The organism is Bradyrhizobium sp. B120, from assembly GCF_049075665.1.
GTDB lineage: Bacteria > Pseudomonadota > Alphaproteobacteria > Rhizobiales > Xanthobacteraceae > Bradyrhizobium.
This window is the reverse complement of sequence record NZ_CP185242.1, coordinates 8,615,462-8,630,689: the sequence shown is the minus strand read 5'-3', so window position 1 is coordinate 8,630,689 and position 15,228 is coordinate 8,615,462. Positions and strand designations below refer to the sequence as shown.

General features: G+C 65.3%; 12 protein-coding genes. 8 read left to right on the top strand and 4 right to left on the bottom strand.

The annotated features are described in order from the left end of the window. Nucleotides 1-207 precede the first annotated feature (207 nt). The 4 genes from ACOIX3_RS40025 (at nucleotide 208) to ACOIX3_RS40010 (ending at nucleotide 4,283) form a co-directional block, all read left to right on the top strand. Nucleotides 208-1,344, top strand: coding sequence for an acyl-CoA dehydrogenase family protein (locus ACOIX3_RS40025; RefSeq protein WP_420967486.1), 1,137 nt, complete (start codon nucleotides 208-210; stop codon nucleotides 1,342-1,344). Between the two features lie 169 nt (nucleotides 1,345-1,513). After that, nucleotides 1,514-2,683 carry an acyl-CoA dehydrogenase family protein gene (locus tag ACOIX3_RS40020; protein WP_420967485.1) on the top strand — a complete coding sequence of 390 codons (1,170 nt, stop codon included), beginning with the start codon at nucleotides 1,514-1,516 and terminating at the stop codon, nucleotides 2,681-2,683. After that, nucleotides 2,683-3,339, top strand: coding sequence for a glutathione S-transferase family protein (locus tag ACOIX3_RS40015; protein ID WP_420967484.1), 657 nt, complete (start codon nucleotides 2,683-2,685; stop codon nucleotides 3,337-3,339). Before ACOIX3_RS40020 ends, ACOIX3_RS40015 begins: the two co-directional genes overlap by 1 nt. Before the next feature lie 122 nt (nucleotides 3,340-3,461). Further along, nucleotides 3,462-4,283, top strand: a complete 822-nt coding sequence (locus tag ACOIX3_RS40010) for a helix-turn-helix domain-containing protein (protein WP_420967482.1) — start codon at nucleotides 3,462-3,464, stop codon at nucleotides 4,281-4,283. Between the two features lie 123 nt (nucleotides 4,284-4,406). Here ACOIX3_RS40010 and ACOIX3_RS40005 read toward each other — a convergent pair whose 3' ends face one another. Then, nucleotides 4,407-5,630 carry an ABC transporter substrate-binding protein gene (locus ACOIX3_RS40005; protein ID WP_420967481.1) on the bottom strand — a complete coding sequence of 408 codons (1,224 nt, stop codon included), beginning with the start codon at nucleotides 5,628-5,630 and terminating at the stop codon, nucleotides 4,407-4,409. A 213-nt stretch (nucleotides 5,631-5,843) separates the two neighbouring features. Here ACOIX3_RS40005 and ACOIX3_RS40000 point away from each other — a divergent pair, with 213 nt between their 5' ends. From ACOIX3_RS40000 to ACOIX3_RS39985, 4 genes are all read left to right on the top strand, one after another. Then, nucleotides 5,844-6,710 (top strand): 3-keto-5-aminohexanoate cleavage protein, encoded by an 867-nt coding sequence (locus ACOIX3_RS40000; RefSeq protein ID WP_420967480.1) that lies wholly within the window; start codon nucleotides 5,844-5,846, stop codon nucleotides 6,708-6,710. Nucleotides 6,711-6,825: 115 nt separating this feature from the next. Beyond that, nucleotides 6,826-8,427, top strand: a complete 1,602-nt coding sequence (locus ACOIX3_RS39995; protein WP_420967479.1) for an AMP-binding protein — start codon at nucleotides 6,826-6,828, stop codon at nucleotides 8,425-8,427. Nucleotides 8,428-8,559: 132 nt separating this feature from the next. Continuing rightward, the gene (locus tag ACOIX3_RS39990; RefSeq protein WP_420967478.1) at nucleotides 8,560-10,176 is read left to right on the top strand and encodes an acyl-CoA carboxylase subunit beta; all 1,617 of its coding nucleotides are present in this window, start codon (nucleotides 8,560-8,562) and stop codon (nucleotides 10,174-10,176) included. Then, complete coding sequence (locus ACOIX3_RS39985; protein ID WP_420967477.1) at nucleotides 10,173-12,152, top strand: acetyl/propionyl/methylcrotonyl-CoA carboxylase subunit alpha; 1,980 nt, start codon at nucleotides 10,173-10,175, stop codon at nucleotides 12,150-12,152. The genes ACOIX3_RS39990 and ACOIX3_RS39985 overlap by 4 nt, the downstream gene beginning before the upstream one ends. Nucleotides 12,153-12,331: 179 nt before the next feature. Here the strand turns inward: ACOIX3_RS39985 and ACOIX3_RS39980 are convergent, their stop codons facing one another. From ACOIX3_RS39980 to ACOIX3_RS39970, 3 genes are read right to left on the bottom strand one after another with little or no spacing between them, the layout of a single operon-like run. Beyond that, the gene (locus ACOIX3_RS39980; RefSeq protein ID WP_420967476.1) at nucleotides 12,332-13,324 is read right to left on the bottom strand and encodes an ABC transporter ATP-binding protein; all 993 of its coding nucleotides are present in this window, start codon (nucleotides 13,322-13,324) and stop codon (nucleotides 12,332-12,334) included. Then, nucleotides 13,321-14,334 (bottom strand): ABC transporter ATP-binding protein, encoded by a 1,014-nt coding sequence (locus tag ACOIX3_RS39975; RefSeq protein ID WP_420967475.1) that lies wholly within the window; start codon nucleotides 14,332-14,334, stop codon nucleotides 13,321-13,323. Before ACOIX3_RS39975 ends, ACOIX3_RS39980 begins: the two co-directional genes overlap by 4 nt. After that, nucleotides 14,334-15,227, bottom strand: a complete 894-nt coding sequence (locus ACOIX3_RS39970; protein WP_420967474.1) for an ABC transporter permease — start codon at nucleotides 15,225-15,227, stop codon at nucleotides 14,334-14,336. Before ACOIX3_RS39970 ends, ACOIX3_RS39975 begins: the two co-directional genes overlap by 1 nt. Nucleotide 15,228: the final 1 nt, after the last annotated feature.

Here is a 15,228-nt window from a genome sequence, read left to right as displayed (position 1 = left end):
CCTCCGGAACGGCAGTCTTGCGCCGCCTGTTCCTGGCTCAATTGATGCCATGAATTGGCAGTGGAGGGGGCGTATTAGGATACTGTCTTGCGTTTAGTGGCTGGCGGGTGGCCAGATGGAAACCCGATCCGGCGAACAGCCACTCGACGCAAGTGAACAGGGAAAAATCCGGACATCGTCGGAGGTGGGAATCAACGGAGCACGCGGATGGCAAACCCGTTCTACACCAGCGAGCATGAGGCCTTTCGCGAGGTGATGCGGCGCTTTGTGGCCAAGGAAATCGAGCCTTATGCCCACCAATGGGACGAAGAGGGCGAGTTTCCACGCGCGCTCTATGCCAAGGCGTCCGAAATCGGGCTACTCGGCCTCGGTTTCCCGGAGGAATATGGCGGGATCGCCGCCGACCAGTTCATGAAGATCGTGGCCTCGCAGGAGCTGGCGCGCGCCGGCGCCGGCGGCGTCTCCGCAAGCCTGATGAGCCACACCATCGGCTCGCCGCCGATCGCCCGCGCCGCCCGCCCGGAGGTCAAGGCGCGGGTGCTGCCGGAGGTGCTTACGGGTAAGAAGATCTCCGCGCTGGCGATCACCGAGCCGAGCGGCGGCTCCGATGTCGCGAACCTGCGCACCAAGGCGCGGCGCGACGGCGACCATTATGTCGTCTCTGGCGAGAAGACCTTCATCACCTCGGGCATGCGCGCCGACTATCTGACGGTCGCGGTGCGCACCGGCGGCGAAGGCCCCGGTGGCGTCAGCCTGCTCCTGATCGAGGGCGATACGCCCGGCCTGTCCCGCACCAAGCTGAAGAAGATGGGTTGGTGGGCGTCGGATACCGCGACACTTCATTTCGACGAATGCCGCGTGCCGGTCGAGAACCTGATCGGCGAGGAAGGCCAGGGCTTCAAGATCATCATGCAGAACTTCAACAGCGAGCGCATGGGCATGGCGGCGGGCTGTACCGCCTATGCGCGCGTCTGCCTGGACGAAGCAGTCGCCTATGCCAAGGAGCGCAAGACGTTCGGCAAGCCGATCGCCCAGCACCAGGTGATCAGGCACAAGATCGTCGACATGGCGCAGAAGGTCGCGGCCTCGCAGGCGATGCTGGAGATGCTGGCGTGGCGGCTCGGCCAGGGCGAAAGCCCGGTCGCCGAGATCTGCATGATGAAGAACCAGGCCACGCAGACCATGGCGCACTGCGCCTCCGAGGCGGTGCAGATCTTCGGCGGCGCCGGCTTCATGCGCGGCATCAAGGTCGAGCGCATCTACCGCGAGGTCAAGGTCAACGCGATCGGCGGCGGCACCGAGGAGATCATGAAGGATCTCGCGTCAAGGCAGATGGGATTGTGAACGGTTCTATCCAGTCGCCGTCATTCCGGGGCGCGCCAACGGGTCCGCGCAGAGCGCGGCCCGATGACAGGCTCCGCGCGAGCCCGGAATCCATCAGGCGGCAAATTCGATGTGAAATGGATTCCGGGCTCGCCGCTTCGCGTCGCCCCGGAATGACGAGGTAAGAACAATGTTCTTCACCGCCGACCACGACGAACCGCGCCGGCTCTTGCAGAAATTCATTGCGGCCGAGATCAATCCCCATGTCGATGAATGGGAGAAGGCCGACATCTTCCCGGCGCATGAGCTGTTCAAGAAGCTCGGCAATCTCGGCTTCCTCGGCCTCAACAAGCCGGTTGAGTTCGGCGGCCAGGGGCTGGATTATTCCTACGCTCTGATGATGGCCGAGGAGCTCGGGGCGATCACCTGCGGCGGCGTGCCGATGGCGATCGGGGTGCAGACCGACATGGCGACGCCCGCGCTGGCGCGGTTCGGCTCCGACGAGGTGCGGCGCGAATTCCTGGTGCCCGCGATTGCAGGCGACCATGTCGCCTGCATCGGCGTCTCCGAGCCCGGTGCCGGCTCCGACGTCGCCTCGATCAAGACCAATGCGCGCTCCGACGGTGACGACTACGTCATCACTGGCGGCAAGATGTGGATCACCAACGGCACCCAGGCCGACTGGATCTGCCTGCTCGCCAACACCAGCGACGGCCAGGTTCATCGCAACAAGTCACTGATCTGCGTGCCGATGAAGACCAAGGGCGTGCAGGTCGCGCGCAAGCTCGACAAGCTCGGCATGCGCTCGTCCGACACCGCGCAGATCTTCTTCGACAATGTCCGGGTGCCGAAGCGCAATCGGATCGGCGAGGAGGGGCAAGGTTTCACCTACCAGATGATCCAGTTCCAGGAGGAGCGGCTGTGGGGCGCGGCCGCCTGCCTGAAGGCGCATGAATTCATCATCAACGAGACCATCGACTACACCCGCAACCGCAAGGCGTTCGGCGGCTCGATCCTCGACAACCAGGTGGTGCACTTCAAGCTCGCGGAGATGCAGACCGAGGTCGAGCTGCTGCGCTCGCTGATCTACCGCGCCGGCGAGGCGCTGGTCGCGGGCGAGGACGTGACGCGGCTCGCAACCATGGCGAAATTGAAGGCCGGCCGGCTCGGCCGCGAGCTCACCGACGCCTGCCTGCAATATTGGGGTGGCATGGGCTTTACCAACGAGACGCCGGTCAGCCGCGCCTATCGCGACAGCCGCCTGACCTCGATCGGCGGCGGCGCCGACGAGGTGATGCTGATGGTATTGTGCAAGATGATGGGTACGCTGCCTGGCCAGAAGCAAAAGGGAAACGCCTGATGATCACGCTCTATCACTGCGATGCCGCGCGCTCGTTCCGTCCGCTGTGGATGCTGGAGGAACTCGGGCTGCCCTATGAGCTGAAGATGCTGCCGTTCCCGCCGCGCGTGTTCGCCAAGGAATATCTCGGCATCAATCCGCTCGGCACCATCCCGTTCATGGTCGACGGCGAGACGAAGATGACGGAGTCCTCCGGCATCTGCCATTACCTCGGCACCAAATACGGCCCGACGCCGCTGATCGTAGGTGTCGACGAGCCGGCCTATGGCGCGTTCCTGAACTGGATGTATTTCTCCGATGCGACGCTGACCTTTCCGCAGACACTGGTGCTTCGCTACAGTCAGCTCGAGCCGGAGGAGCGGCGCAACCCGCAGGTCTCGGGCGACTATGCAAAATGGTTCCTGGGCCGCCTGCGCGCGGTGGAAGCGGCCGCCGCGAATTCTGAATTCCTCTGCGCGGAACGCTTCACCGCCGCAGACATCACCAACGGGTACGCGCTCCGGCTCGCCAGCAATATCGGCCTCGCCAAGGATTTCGGGCCGAATGTCGCGGCCTATTGGGCGCGGCTGCAACAGCGCGAAGGTTACAAGCGCGCGGTGGCTTCGGAGCAAAAAGCCGGGCAGGAACAGAACGTTGCGCCGCGGGCGCGGCCGTAACGTTCTGTAGTTCCGGTGCGATGCGTCGCATCGCCCCGGAATGACGACGTATCGCTTTTGCGAATTTGCGCTATGGTAGCTCCGCCGCAGCGGCCTAAAGAGCCGCGCGAGGAGGAACCGCCATGGACGCGATCGTGGACGCGAAGTGCCAGAACTCAGGCCAGCCGTCCGGCCACCGGATGCTGATCACGCCGGAACGGGTGTTCTATGCCGGGCTGCTCGGCCGCCCGCGCGAGCGCTGTCCGGGCGCATTCCATGTCTATGTCGCGATCCGCGACGGCTTGCATCTGTTGACCAGCGAAGGCCGCGAGTCCCACGGCGAGCTCGCGGTGACGATGCCGAACCTGCGCCACACCATCACCAGCGAATATCGATCCGCGATCTGCGTTGCGATCGAGCCGGAGAGCGTGCCTGACGGCACACTCGAAGCCGTCGCCCGCCGCCTGCAAGGACCCGACTCGCATTTGTTCGCGAACCGGATTCGCAACGCCTATGCGACGCTTGCCGAGATGCAGCATCGCGACGCGATCGCGAATGCCGAGTTCGACACCATGTGCTTCGGCGATGCGCTGCCGCAGCGTGTGCTCGATCCGCGCGTGGTGCGCGCGATCAGCCGCATCGGGCAGTTCTCCGGCGAGCCGGTGACCGCGGCAGGTTGCGCCACCGAGGCCGGTCTTTCTCCGTCACGTTTCCTGCATCTGTTCAAGGAGGAGACCGGAATTTCGTTCCGCTCCTTCCGCGCCTGGAAGCGCGCGCGGCATCTGCTGCACTTCGCCAACCAGGACATCAACCTCGCGCATCTCGCGCAGGATATCGGCTATCCCGACTCGACCCATTTCAGCCACTCGATCCGCCGCTTCTATGGCTTGAAGCCGCGCGCGATCTTCTCCGGCTCGCGGGATCTTGCGATCTATCGCACCGGGCAGGAGCGTGCGCTGACGTAAATTGTCGTCCCGGCGAAAGCCGAGACCCATACCGCGTGATCTATCTGTGATGCGGGCTGGCAGAGATCTCGTGAAGTAATGAACGGCCGTGGTTATGGGTCCCGGCCTTCGCCGGGACGACGGTTAGAGATTTGCGCCCTGGATCACCTCGCCGAACCGCAACCAGCCGGGCCCCTCGATCCGTTGCAGCTGAAGCTGCTGCAGCGGGTGGTGATTGGTCGGGCTGGTGTTGACGCGAATGCCGGGCAACAGCGTCGGGACCTCAACGTCTTTCAGGTTGTTCGCCTGCGCCATGATGTTGTCGCGGGTGAAATTGCCCTTGCACTGCTCGAGCACGATCTTGAGCACCTGCGCCACCGTGTAGGCATAGAGACTGTAGCCCTCCTTCGGATTGCCTTCGGGGAAGTATTTTCCCATGAAGGCGAGGAAATCCTTCACGCCGGGGTCGTTGGCCCAGGCCGGATCGGCGACGTCCTTCACATAGGCTGACGAAATCGTGCCCTGCGACTTGTCGAGGCCGACAGGCGCGATGGTCGAGGAGATCGAGGCCGCGCCGCTCGCGATGAAATGCATCGGCTTCCAGCCGAGCTCATAGATCTTGCGGATCGACTGCGCGCAGAATTTTGCCGTGGTACCCGAGATCAGCACGTCCGGATTGGCGCCGCGCAGCGCGACGATCTGGGAATCGATCGTGGGATCGGTGACCTCGTGCGAGGCCACCACGACTGAGGTCGCGAACCGCTCGCCGAGCACATCCCTGGTGCCGGCGACGAAATCCTTGCCGAGATCGTCGTTCTGGTAGAGCACCGCGAACTTCGCGTCCTTGTGCTGGCTCAGCGCATATTTGACGAACACCTGCGCCTCGGTCCGAGCGCTCGGCGCGAAGCCCATGGTCCAGGGATAGCTCTTGTAGTCGCCCCATTTGTCGCCGTTCACCGACAGGAACAGATGCGGCACCTTGGCGGCGTTGATGTATTTGACGACCGACGAATTCGGCGCGGTGCCGAGCATGTTGAACAGGAAGGCGACATTGTCGCTTTCGATCAGGCGGCGCACCTGCTCGACGGTCTTCGCCGGATTGAACGCATCGTCGTAATAGATGTATTTGATCTGCCGGCCGGCGATGCCGCCCTGCTCGTTCAGCATCCTGAAATAGGCTTCCTGGCAGCGCGCCTGCACGCCGAGCGCCGACACCGGGCCGCTCAGCGAGGTGGTGCTGCCGATCCTGATCTCGGTCGCGGTGACGCCGGGCGTATCTTCGGCAAGCGAGGGCTTGAGGCCCGCGACTGCGGCAAGCCCCGCACCGGCGGCGCCGGTGAGCCATCTGCGCCGGTTGATCGAGACCATGATTTTCTCCCCGTGATGCCGGCTAGTTGCGCCGCTTCTGCTTACAGCAGAGCCTATGCGCCGCGTGGGCGTCGCGTCTTGTGTTAACCGGCTGACGGCGGATTCCGTCGTGAGCGCATCCACTTAGCCAGTCAACGCAAGATGGCGCACAGACAAATTTCTCATCATGGCAAAATCAACCGCGCAGGTGCGCCGCAACCGGATGAGAGACTCATGAGCGACAAGGCCGTCATCACCTGCGCGCTGAACGGCGTGCTTACCGACCCGAAGCAGCACAACGTTCCAGTGACGCCGGAAGAGATGGCGCGCGAGGCCAAAGCCGCGTTCAACGCCGGCGCCAGCATCATGCACATCCATTTGCGCCAACAGCAGCCGAACAAGGGTCACCTGCCGTCATGGGAGGTCGGCGTCAGCAAGGAGATCCAGCAGGCGATCCGCGAGGCCTGCCCCGGCGTGATCATCAACCACACCACCGGCACCTCCGGTCCGAACTACCAGGGCGCGCTCGACTGCGTGCGCGAGACCAGGCCCGAGATCGCGGCCTGCAACGCAGGCTCGCTGAACTATCTCAAGGTCAAGGCCGACAACACCTGGGCCTGGCCGCCGATGATGTTCGATAACGCGGTCGAGAAGGTGCAGGATTATCTCGACGTGATGAAGGCGGCCGGCACCATTCCCGAATTCGAGTGCTTCGATGTCGGCATCGTGCGCTGCGTCGGGATGTACCGGCAGACCGGCATGTATTCCGGCCCGCTCGAATACAACTTCGTCATGGGCGTCGCCTCGGGCATGCCGGCCGATCCGGAGCTGTTGCCGATCCTCTTGAAGCTGAAGGCGCCGGATGCGCATTGGCAGGTTACCGCGATCGGTCGCGCCGAGATCTGGCCGCTGCACCAGCGCGCCGCCGATCTCGGCGGCCATCTGCGCAGCGGGCTCGAGGACACGTTCTATCTCGGCGACGGCACCAAGGTGACGTCGAACGGGCAGCTCGTCGAAGGGCTCGCCGCCTGCGCGCGCCGCGCCGGCCGCGACATCGCGAGCCCTGCCGAGGCACGGCAGATCTTTGGGGTCAGGCACTGACGTCATTCCGGGGCGCGCGCAGCGCGAGCCCGGAATCCATAACCACGATCCTGAGTATGGATTCCGGGCTCAGCCCTGCGGGCTGCCCCGGAATGACAGCGAGGAGAGACGAACAATGGACAATCTCGCAGGAACCGGCGGCGTCACCGGCCCGGGCCGCATCGGACGGGTCGCGATCGGCGATCTCCTCAAACGCGCCGCGCGGCGGTTTCCGGATCGCGTCGCGCTGACCGATGGCAATAGGCAGGTCACCTTCTCCGAGCTCGAGCGCGACGCCAATCGCTTCGCCAATCATCTGGTGCAGCGCGGGTTGAAGCCGGGCGAGAAGATCTCGACCATCTGCAACAACTCCGTCGAGTTCGTCAAAGCGCTGTTCGGCATCCACCGTGCCGGCCTGGTCTGGGTCCCGATCAACACCATGCTCGGCCCAACGGACATGGACTATATCCTCGGCCATGCCGAGGTGCGCTTTGCCGTCATCGATGACAATCTCCACGGTCAGGCCGACCGACGCGCCGCGCTGGAAGCGCGCGGCATGGAGATGATCGCGATCGATCTGACCGGCAATGCCGGCAAGACCGGATTGCAGGAGTTCAACGGCCTCCTCGAGGGGCAGTCCGATATCGAGCCTGACATCGAGATCAACGACCGCGATCTCGCGATGATCATCTATACGTCGGGCACGACCTCGCGGCCGAAGGGTGCGATGCACTGTCACCTCGCCGTGGTTATGGCTGTCATGAGCAATTGCATCGAAATGCAGCTTTCGCGCGACGACGGGATCACCGGGCAGTTTCCGCTGTTCCACTGCGCCGGCCACGTGCTGCTGCTGAGCTATCTCTCGGTCGGCGGCCGCATGGCGCTGATGCGCGGCTTCGATCCGGTGGTCTGCATGGAGGCGATCGTCCGCGACAAGCTCACGGTGTTCGTCGGGCTATCGCTGATGTACCTGGCGATCCTCGATCATCCGCGCCGACGCGAATATGATCTGTCGGGCCTGCGCTGTTGCATCTACACCATGGCGCCGATGGGCAAGCCGCTGCTCGAACGCGCGATGGCGGACATGTGCCCTAACTTCGTGCTGACCAGCGGCCAGACCGAAATGTACCCGGCGACCACGATGTCGCGGCCGGAGGTGCAGCTCGACCGCTTCGGCAATTACTGGGGCGAGTCGCTGATCGTCAACGAGACCGCGATCATGGATGACAACGGCAACTTGCTGCCGCGCGGCGAGATCGGCGAGCTCGTGCATCGCGGACCCAACGTGATGATGGGCTATTACAAGGACCTGAAGTCGACCGAGGAGGCGCGCAAGTTCGGCTGGCACCATACCGGCGATCTTGCCCTGATCGACGCCAACGGCGAGGTGCTGTTCCTCGATCGCAAGAAGGACATGATCAAGTCGGGCGGCGAGAACGTCGCGTCCGTCAAGATCGAGGAGACGTTGCTGGCGCACCCAGCGGTGCAGAACGCCGCCGTGGTCGGCCTGCCGCATCCGCAATGGGGCGAGGCGGTCTGCGCCTTCGTCAAGCTGAAGCCCGGCGCAGTGGCCGACGAGGCCGGCATCGAGGCGCACTGCAGAAAGCATCTCGGCGGCTTCCAGGTGCCGAAGCTGGTGCGTATCCTCGAGGAGATGCCGATGACCGCGACCGGCAAGCTGCGCAAGGTCGATCTGAGGCAGCAGTACAGTGCATATTTCGACGGAAATAGCGCATGATAATAGCTATCTCTATTCTCGTCGTTCCGGGGCGCGCGCAGCGCGAGCCCGGAATCCATAACCACGATCGAGAGTATGGATTCCGGGCTCAGCCCTTCGGGCTGCCCCGGAATGACGAAGAAGGTTAGAATCATGGCCATCATCGAGAACACGATTTCCACCGGCAGCGCCGCGTTCCAGGGCAATCGCGACGGCATGCTGGCGCTGATCGCCCGGATGCGGGGGCTGGAGGAGCGCACGCGCGCGGCCTCCGCCGCGGCCAAGGACCGCTTCCACAAGCGCGGCCAGCTGCTGCCGCGCGAGCGCGTCGCGCTGGTGCTTGATCCCGGCTCGCCGTTCCTCGAACTGTCGACGCTCGCCGGCTATATGTTCGATGTGCCGGACCCGGACAAGAGCGTGCCCGGTGGCGGCCTGGTTGCCGGCATCGGCTTCGTCTCCGGCATCCGCTGCATGGTCAGCGCCAATGATGCCGGCATCGACGCCGGCGCGCTGCAACCTTACGGCCTCGACAAGACGCTGCGGGTGCAGGAGCTCGCGCTGGAGAACAAGCTGCCCTATGTGCAGCTCGTCGAAAGCGCGGGCGCCAATCTGCTGCGCTACCGCGTCGAGGATTTCGTCCGCGGCGGCAACATCTTCCGCAATTTGGCGCGGTTGTCGGCGGCGGGGCTTCCCGTTGTCACCGTCACCCACGGCTCCTCGACCGCGGGCGGCGCCTACCAGACGGGCCTTTCCGATTACATCGTGATGGTGCGCGGCCGTACCCGTGCCTTCCTCGCCGGGCCGCCCTTGCTCAAGGCCGCCACCGGCGAGATCGCGACGGAGGAGGAGCTCGGCGGCGCCGAGATGCACACCCAGATCTCGGGCCTTGGCGATTATCTCGCCGAGGACGATCGCGATGCGCTGCGCATCGCGCGCGACATCATGGCCAAGCTGCCATGGGACCGTCCGGCGCGCGAGCCAGCTGCGGTGAAGCCGCCGCGTTATGACGCCGAGGAATTGCTCGGCATCATGCCGATGGACCACAAGCGTCCCGTCGACATGCGCCAGGCGATCGCGCGCTTCATCGACGATTCCGACTTCAGCGAGTTCGGCGCCAATTACGGCCCGGCGACGGTGTGCGGCCATGCCCGTATCGAAGGGCAGGCGATCGGCATCATCACCAACAACGGGCCGCTCGATGTGCCGGGCGCCAACAAGGCGACGCATTTCATCCAGGCGTGCTGCCAGTCGCGCACGCCGATCCTCTACATGAACAACACCACCGGCTACATGGTGGGCAAGGCCTATGAAGAGGCCGGCATGATCAAGCACGGCTCGAAGATGATCCAGGCCGTGACCTCGGCGACGGTGCCGCAGATCACGCTGTATTGCGGCGCCTCGTTCGGCGCCGGCAATTACGGCATGTGCGGCCGCGGCTTCCATCCGCGTTTCTGCTTCTCCTGGCCGAACGCCAAGACCGCGGTGATGGGCGGGGAGCAGGCCGCCGAAACCATGGCGATCGTCACTGAAGCCGCCGCCGCCCGGCGCGGCAAGCCGATCGAGAAGGAGAAGCTGGAGGCGATGAAGGCGCAGATCACCGGCGTGTTCGACGGCCAGATGGACGTATTCTCGACCAGCGCCCGCGTGCTCGACGACGGGGTGATCGATCCGCGCGATACGCGGACGGTGCTGTCAGAGGTGCTCGCGATCTGCCGCGAGGCGGAAGTACGCTCCCCGCAACGCATGCAGTTCTCGGTGGCGCGGCCATGAGCGGGACCATCGTGAAGCGGACACCGTTCTTCAAGATCCTGATCGCCAACCGCGGCGAGATCGCGCTGCGTATCATGCATACGGCGCGGCGGCTCGGCTATGGCGTCGTCGCGGTCTACTCCGACGCCGACCGCGACGCCCTGCATGTGCGCGAGGCCGATCAGGCGGTGCGGATCGGCGAGGCGCTGCCGGCGCAATCCTATCTGAAGATCGACGCGATCATCGCCGCCGCCAAGGCAAGCGGCGCCGGCGCGGTGCATCCCGGCTACGGCTTCCTCGCCGAGAACGAGGACTTTGCGCAGGCCTGTCGCGATGCCGGGCTCGTGTTCATCGGTCCGTCGCCGAAGGCGATCCTGGCGATGGGCAACAAGGCCGGCGCCAAGGAGATCATGCAGAAGGCTGGTGTGCCCTGCGTGCCCGGCTATCAAGGCGCTGACCAGAGCGATGCCGTGATGCTGGCTGAAGCCAAGGCGATTGGCTTTCCGGTCATGATCAAGGCGGTGGCCGGTGGCGGCGGCCGCGGCATGCGGCTGGTAGCGGATGCCGCCGCGTTTCCGGATGCGCTGCGCAGTGCGCGGTCGGAGGCGCAGGGCGCGTTCGGCGATCCCACCGTCATCCTCGAGCGCGCGATCGTCGATCCCCGCCACATCGAGATCCAGGTGTTCGGCGATCGCTATGGCAATGCGGTCCATCTCGGCGAACGCGATTGCTCGGTACAGCGGCGGCACCAGAAGCTGATCGAGGAAGCGCCGTCGCCGGCGGTGACGCCGGAGCTGCGCGCGCGGATGGGCGCCGTTGCCGTGCAAGCGGTTAAGGCGATCGGCTATGAGGGGGCCGGCACGCTGGAGTTCCTGCTCGATCGCGCCGGCAATTTCTACTTCATGGAGATGAATACGCGGCTGCAGGTCGAGCATCCCGTCACCGAGGCGATTATCGGGCTCGATCTGGTCGAATTGCAGCTTCGCGTCGCCAGGGGCGAACCGCTCGGCTTGAGGCAGGAGGACATTGCCTTCTCCGGTCACGCCATCGAGGTGCGGCTCTGCTCGGAGGATGCCGGGCATGACTTCATGCCGCAATCCGGCACGATGGCGCGGTGGCGGATGCCTGAAGGCATCCGCGTCGAGCACGCGCTGCAGTCAGGCTCGGAGATTCCGCCGTTCTATGATTCGATGATCGCCAAGGTGATCAGCTACGGCGCAACCCGCGACGAGGCGCGCGGCAAGCTGATCTGCGCCCTGGAGCAGGTCACAGCCTTCGGCGTCACCACCAATCAGGGCTTCCTGATCGATTGCCTGCGTCATCCGGTCTTTGCCAAGGGCGAGGCGACCACGGCCTTCATCGGCAACAACCGCGATGTGCTTTTGGCGCCGCGGCCCGATCGCGGCAGCGACCTCGCACTCGCTGCGCTGCTGCTCTACGTCACCAATCCGCACGCGCCGCCATGGCAGCGCGGCCGCTCGCTGTCGGCGACATTCCCGCTCGGCTTGCGGATCGACCTCGGCCACGGCGTGCAGGAGATCGAGATATTTCGCGAGCGCGACGGCAGCTACCTCGCGACCCGCAATGGCGATCGCTTCAACTTCACGATCGATGAGCTCGGTCGGGACAGCATCCGCTTCCATCATGATGGCCTGATGGAGCAGGCCAAATTCCTGCGCGATGGCGACCGGCTTTACATCCTGCATCGCGGCGTCACACTGTCGGCGCGCGACCTCACGCTCGCGCCGCCGGAGAGTGCGACCGCCGCCGGCGGTGACGGCAAGGTTCGTGCCGCCATGAACGGCCGGGTTGTCGCGGTGCTGGTGAAGGCCGGCGACAAGGTCGCGGCCGGCCAGCCGGTGATGACGCTGGAGGCGATGAAGATGGAGCACGTGCATACTGCCGGCGTCGCGGGCACGGTGTCGTCGATCGATGTCGCCGAGGGCGAGCAGGTGACGACCGGGAAGATCGTGGTGGAGATCGAGGCGGCGGCATAGCTGCCGTCGTCCCGGGCAAGCCAACGGGTCGGCGCGAAGCGCCGCCCGATGACAGGCTCCGCGCGACCCGGGACCCATAACCACCGAATGTGGTGAGAGATTTCGCTGGAGCCGCAGCATCGCTCAACATCGAGCGGTCGTGGTTACGGGTCCCTGCTTTCGCAGGGACGACAGCGGAGTCACTCCGCACGCCCCGTTCCGTCATTCAGCCAGCAGGCGACCTGATGCGCCGGCCCGGCCGCTTGCAGCGCCGGACGCTCCGTCTTGCAGCGATCGATCGCGTAGCGGCAGCGGGTGTGGAAGGCGCAGCCAGGCGGCGGATTGATCGGGCTCGGCACGTCACCGTCGATCATCGGCGCGAGCCGCCTGGCCTTGGGGGCGGCGATCGGCACCGAGGCGAGCAGCGCCTGGGTGTAGGGGTGACGCGGATTGGCGAACAGCTCGTGCTTGTCGGCGATCTCGACAATGCGGCCGAGATACATCACGGCGACGCGGTGGCTGATATGGGCGACGACCGCGAGATCGTGCGCGATGAACAGGTAGGAGAAGTTCTGCTTGCGCTGCAGGTCGATCAACAGATTGATCACCTGCGCCTGGATCGAGACGTCGAGCGCGGAAACCGGCTCGTCGCAGACGATCAGCCGCGGGCCGAGCGACAGCGCGCGCGCGATGCAGATGCGTTGACGCTGCCCGCCGGAGAACTGATGCGGAAAGTTCTTCATCTGGTCGGGCCGGAGACCGACCTGCTGGAACAGCTCCGCGACGCGCTCCTGCTTCTTCGCGCCGGTCGCGAGCCTATGCACGATCAGGGGCTCACCGACGATGTCGCCGGCCGTCATGCGGGGGTTGAGTGAGGCGAACGGGTCCTGGAACACGATCTGCATTGAGCGGCGGTACGGCCGCAGCGCGCTCTTGCTGAGCGGCGCAATGTCCTCGCCGTCCAGCCTGATCGCGCCGCTGGTCGGCTCGACCAGCCGCAGCACGGTGCGCGCGACCGTCGACTTGCCGCAGCCGGATTCGCCGACCAGCCCGAGCGTCTCGCCGGCGCCGAGCGAAAAGCTGACGCCGTCGACCGCATGCACGGTGCCGACCTGACGGCGCAGCACGCCGCCGCGCACCGCGTAGTGCTTGACGAGATCGGTCACCTCGAGAAGCGGGCGTTGCTCGGTCATGACGCCTCCAGCATCTCGCCGGCGCGCCAGCATGCCGCCCAGTGCTTGCTCTTGACCTCGTCGAGCGGCGGATACTCCTTAAGGCAGCGGTCGATCGCGAACCTGCAGCGCGGTGCGAAGGCGCAGCCGGGCGGTAGATTGGTCAGCGACGGCACCATGCCGGGAATTTCGGTCAGTCGCGCATCGGTCTTCGCGCCGAGCGCGATCACCGCCGGCATCGAGGCCATCAGCCCGCGCGTATAGGGATGCAGCGGCGTCTCGAACAGCGACTCGACCGTCGCCTCTTCGACCTTCTTGCCGGCATACATCACGATCACGCGCTGCGCGGTCTGCGCGACGACGCCGAGGTCATGGGTGATCAGGATCAGCCCGGTGCCGAGCCGCTGCTGCAAATCGACGATCAGCGCAAGGATCTGCGCCTGGATGGTGACGTCGAGCGCGGTGGTCGGTTCGTCCGCGATCAGGAGCGCCGGCCGGCACGCCAGTGCCATCGCGATCATGGCGCGCTGGCGCATGCCGCCGGAGAGCTGATGCGGGTACTCCTGCGCGCGACGCTCCGGCTCGGGGATGCGCACCAGTTTTAGCATGTCGACCGCCTGCTTCCAGGCTTCCTTGCTGCTCATCTTCCGATGCAGGCGCACGGCCTCGGTGATCTGGTCGCCGATCCGCATCACCGGATTGAGCGAGGTCATCGGCTCCTGGAAGATCATCGAGATGCGGTTGCCCCTGACGGCGCGCATCGCGGCATCGTCGAGCTTCAGCAGGTCGGTGCCTTCGAGCGTCACCGAGCCGCCGACGATGCGGCCGGGCGGATCGGGCACCAGGCGCATGATCGAGAGCGCGCTGACGCTCTTGCCGCAGCCGGATTCGCCGACGATCGCGAGCGTCTCGCCGCGGCGGACCGAGAACGAGACGTCGTCGACCGCGCGGAACAGGCCGGAGTTGGTGAAGAACACCGTCTCCAGGTTCTTGACGTCGAGAACCGTCTCTGCCGGAGGTGCCTCGCTCATCAGCCGCGCTGCCTCGGATCAAGGATGTCGCGCAGCGCGTCGCCGAACAGGTTGGTGCCGAACACCGCGAGACTGATCGCGATACCAGGGAAGATCACCAGCCACGGCGCGGTGCGGACATATTCAGCGGCGGATTCCGACAGCATGCGGCCCCAGGACGGATACGGCTCGGGAATGCCGAGGCCGAGGAACGACAGCGACGCCTCGGTCAGGATGGTCGAGCCGAGCTGCGCAGTGGCCAGCACGATCAGTGGCGCAATCGTATTCGGTAGCACATGGCGCAGCGCGATCCGCGTCTCGCTCATGCCGATTGATTTGGCGGCCTCCACGAACGGCTGCTCGCGCAGCGCCAGCGTGTTGGCGCGGATCACGCGGGCAACCGTCGGGATCAGGGGAATTGCGATCGCAAGGATCACGTTCGGCAGCGACGGGCCGAGCGCCGCGGTCATCACTAGCGCGAGCACAAGGAGCGGCAGCGATTGCAGGATGTCGGTCACCCGCTGGAACACGAGGTCGACCCAGCCGGAGAGATAGCCGGAGGTGAGGCCCACGATGACGCCGAGCGTGGCGCCCAAGGTCGTGGAGCCGATGCCGACCGCAAGCGAGATCCGCGCGCCGTGGACGATGCGGCTCCAGACGTCGCGGCCGAACGAATCGGTGCCGAACCAGTGCAGCATAGAGGGCGCGGCCAGCCGGTGCGCGGAATCGACGGTGAGCGGATCGTAGCGGCTGATCAGGTCGGCAAAGATCGCGGTCAGCAGGAACAGCAGCATGATGATCAGGCCGATGGTGCCGAGCACATGGCGCTGCGCGAGGAACGCGAACCGCCCCCAGCCGGCCGTGGCGTTGGCTCCGGCGCGGCGCAGCTCGCTGTCGAAATTGATCGTCGCCATC

Coding starts and splice junctions, on each gene's coding strand:
- ACOIX3_RS40025 (WP_420967486.1), top strand. CDS start 208: ATGGCAAACCCGTTCTACACCAGCGAGCATGAGGCCTTTCGCGAGGTG.
- ACOIX3_RS40020 (WP_420967485.1), top strand. CDS start 1,514: ATGTTCTTCACCGCCGACCACGACGAACCGCGCCGGCTCTTGCAGAAA.
- ACOIX3_RS40015 (WP_420967484.1), top strand. CDS start 2,683: ATGATCACGCTCTATCACTGCGATGCCGCGCGCTCGTTCCGTCCGCTG.
- ACOIX3_RS40010 (WP_420967482.1), top strand. CDS start 3,462: ATGGACGCGATCGTGGACGCGAAGTGCCAGAACTCAGGCCAGCCGTCC.
- ACOIX3_RS40005 (WP_420967481.1), bottom strand. CDS start 5,630: ATGGTCTCGATCAACCGGCGCAGATGGCTCACCGGCGCCGCCGGTGCG.
- ACOIX3_RS40000 (WP_420967480.1), top strand. CDS start 5,844: ATGAGCGACAAGGCCGTCATCACCTGCGCGCTGAACGGCGTGCTTACC.
- ACOIX3_RS39995 (WP_420967479.1), top strand. CDS start 6,826: ATGGACAATCTCGCAGGAACCGGCGGCGTCACCGGCCCGGGCCGCATC.
- ACOIX3_RS39990 (WP_420967478.1), top strand. CDS start 8,560: ATGGCCATCATCGAGAACACGATTTCCACCGGCAGCGCCGCGTTCCAG.
- ACOIX3_RS39985 (WP_420967477.1), top strand. CDS start 10,173: ATGAGCGGGACCATCGTGAAGCGGACACCGTTCTTCAAGATCCTGATC.
- ACOIX3_RS39980 (WP_420967476.1), bottom strand. CDS start 13,324: ATGACCGAGCAACGCCCGCTTCTCGAGGTGACCGATCTCGTCAAGCAC.
- ACOIX3_RS39975 (WP_420967475.1), bottom strand. CDS start 14,334: ATGAGCGAGGCACCTCCGGCAGAGACGGTTCTCGACGTCAAGAACCTG.
- ACOIX3_RS39970 (WP_420967474.1), bottom strand. CDS start 15,227: ATGGCGACGATCAATTTCGACAGCGAGCTGCGCCGCGCCGGAGCCAAC.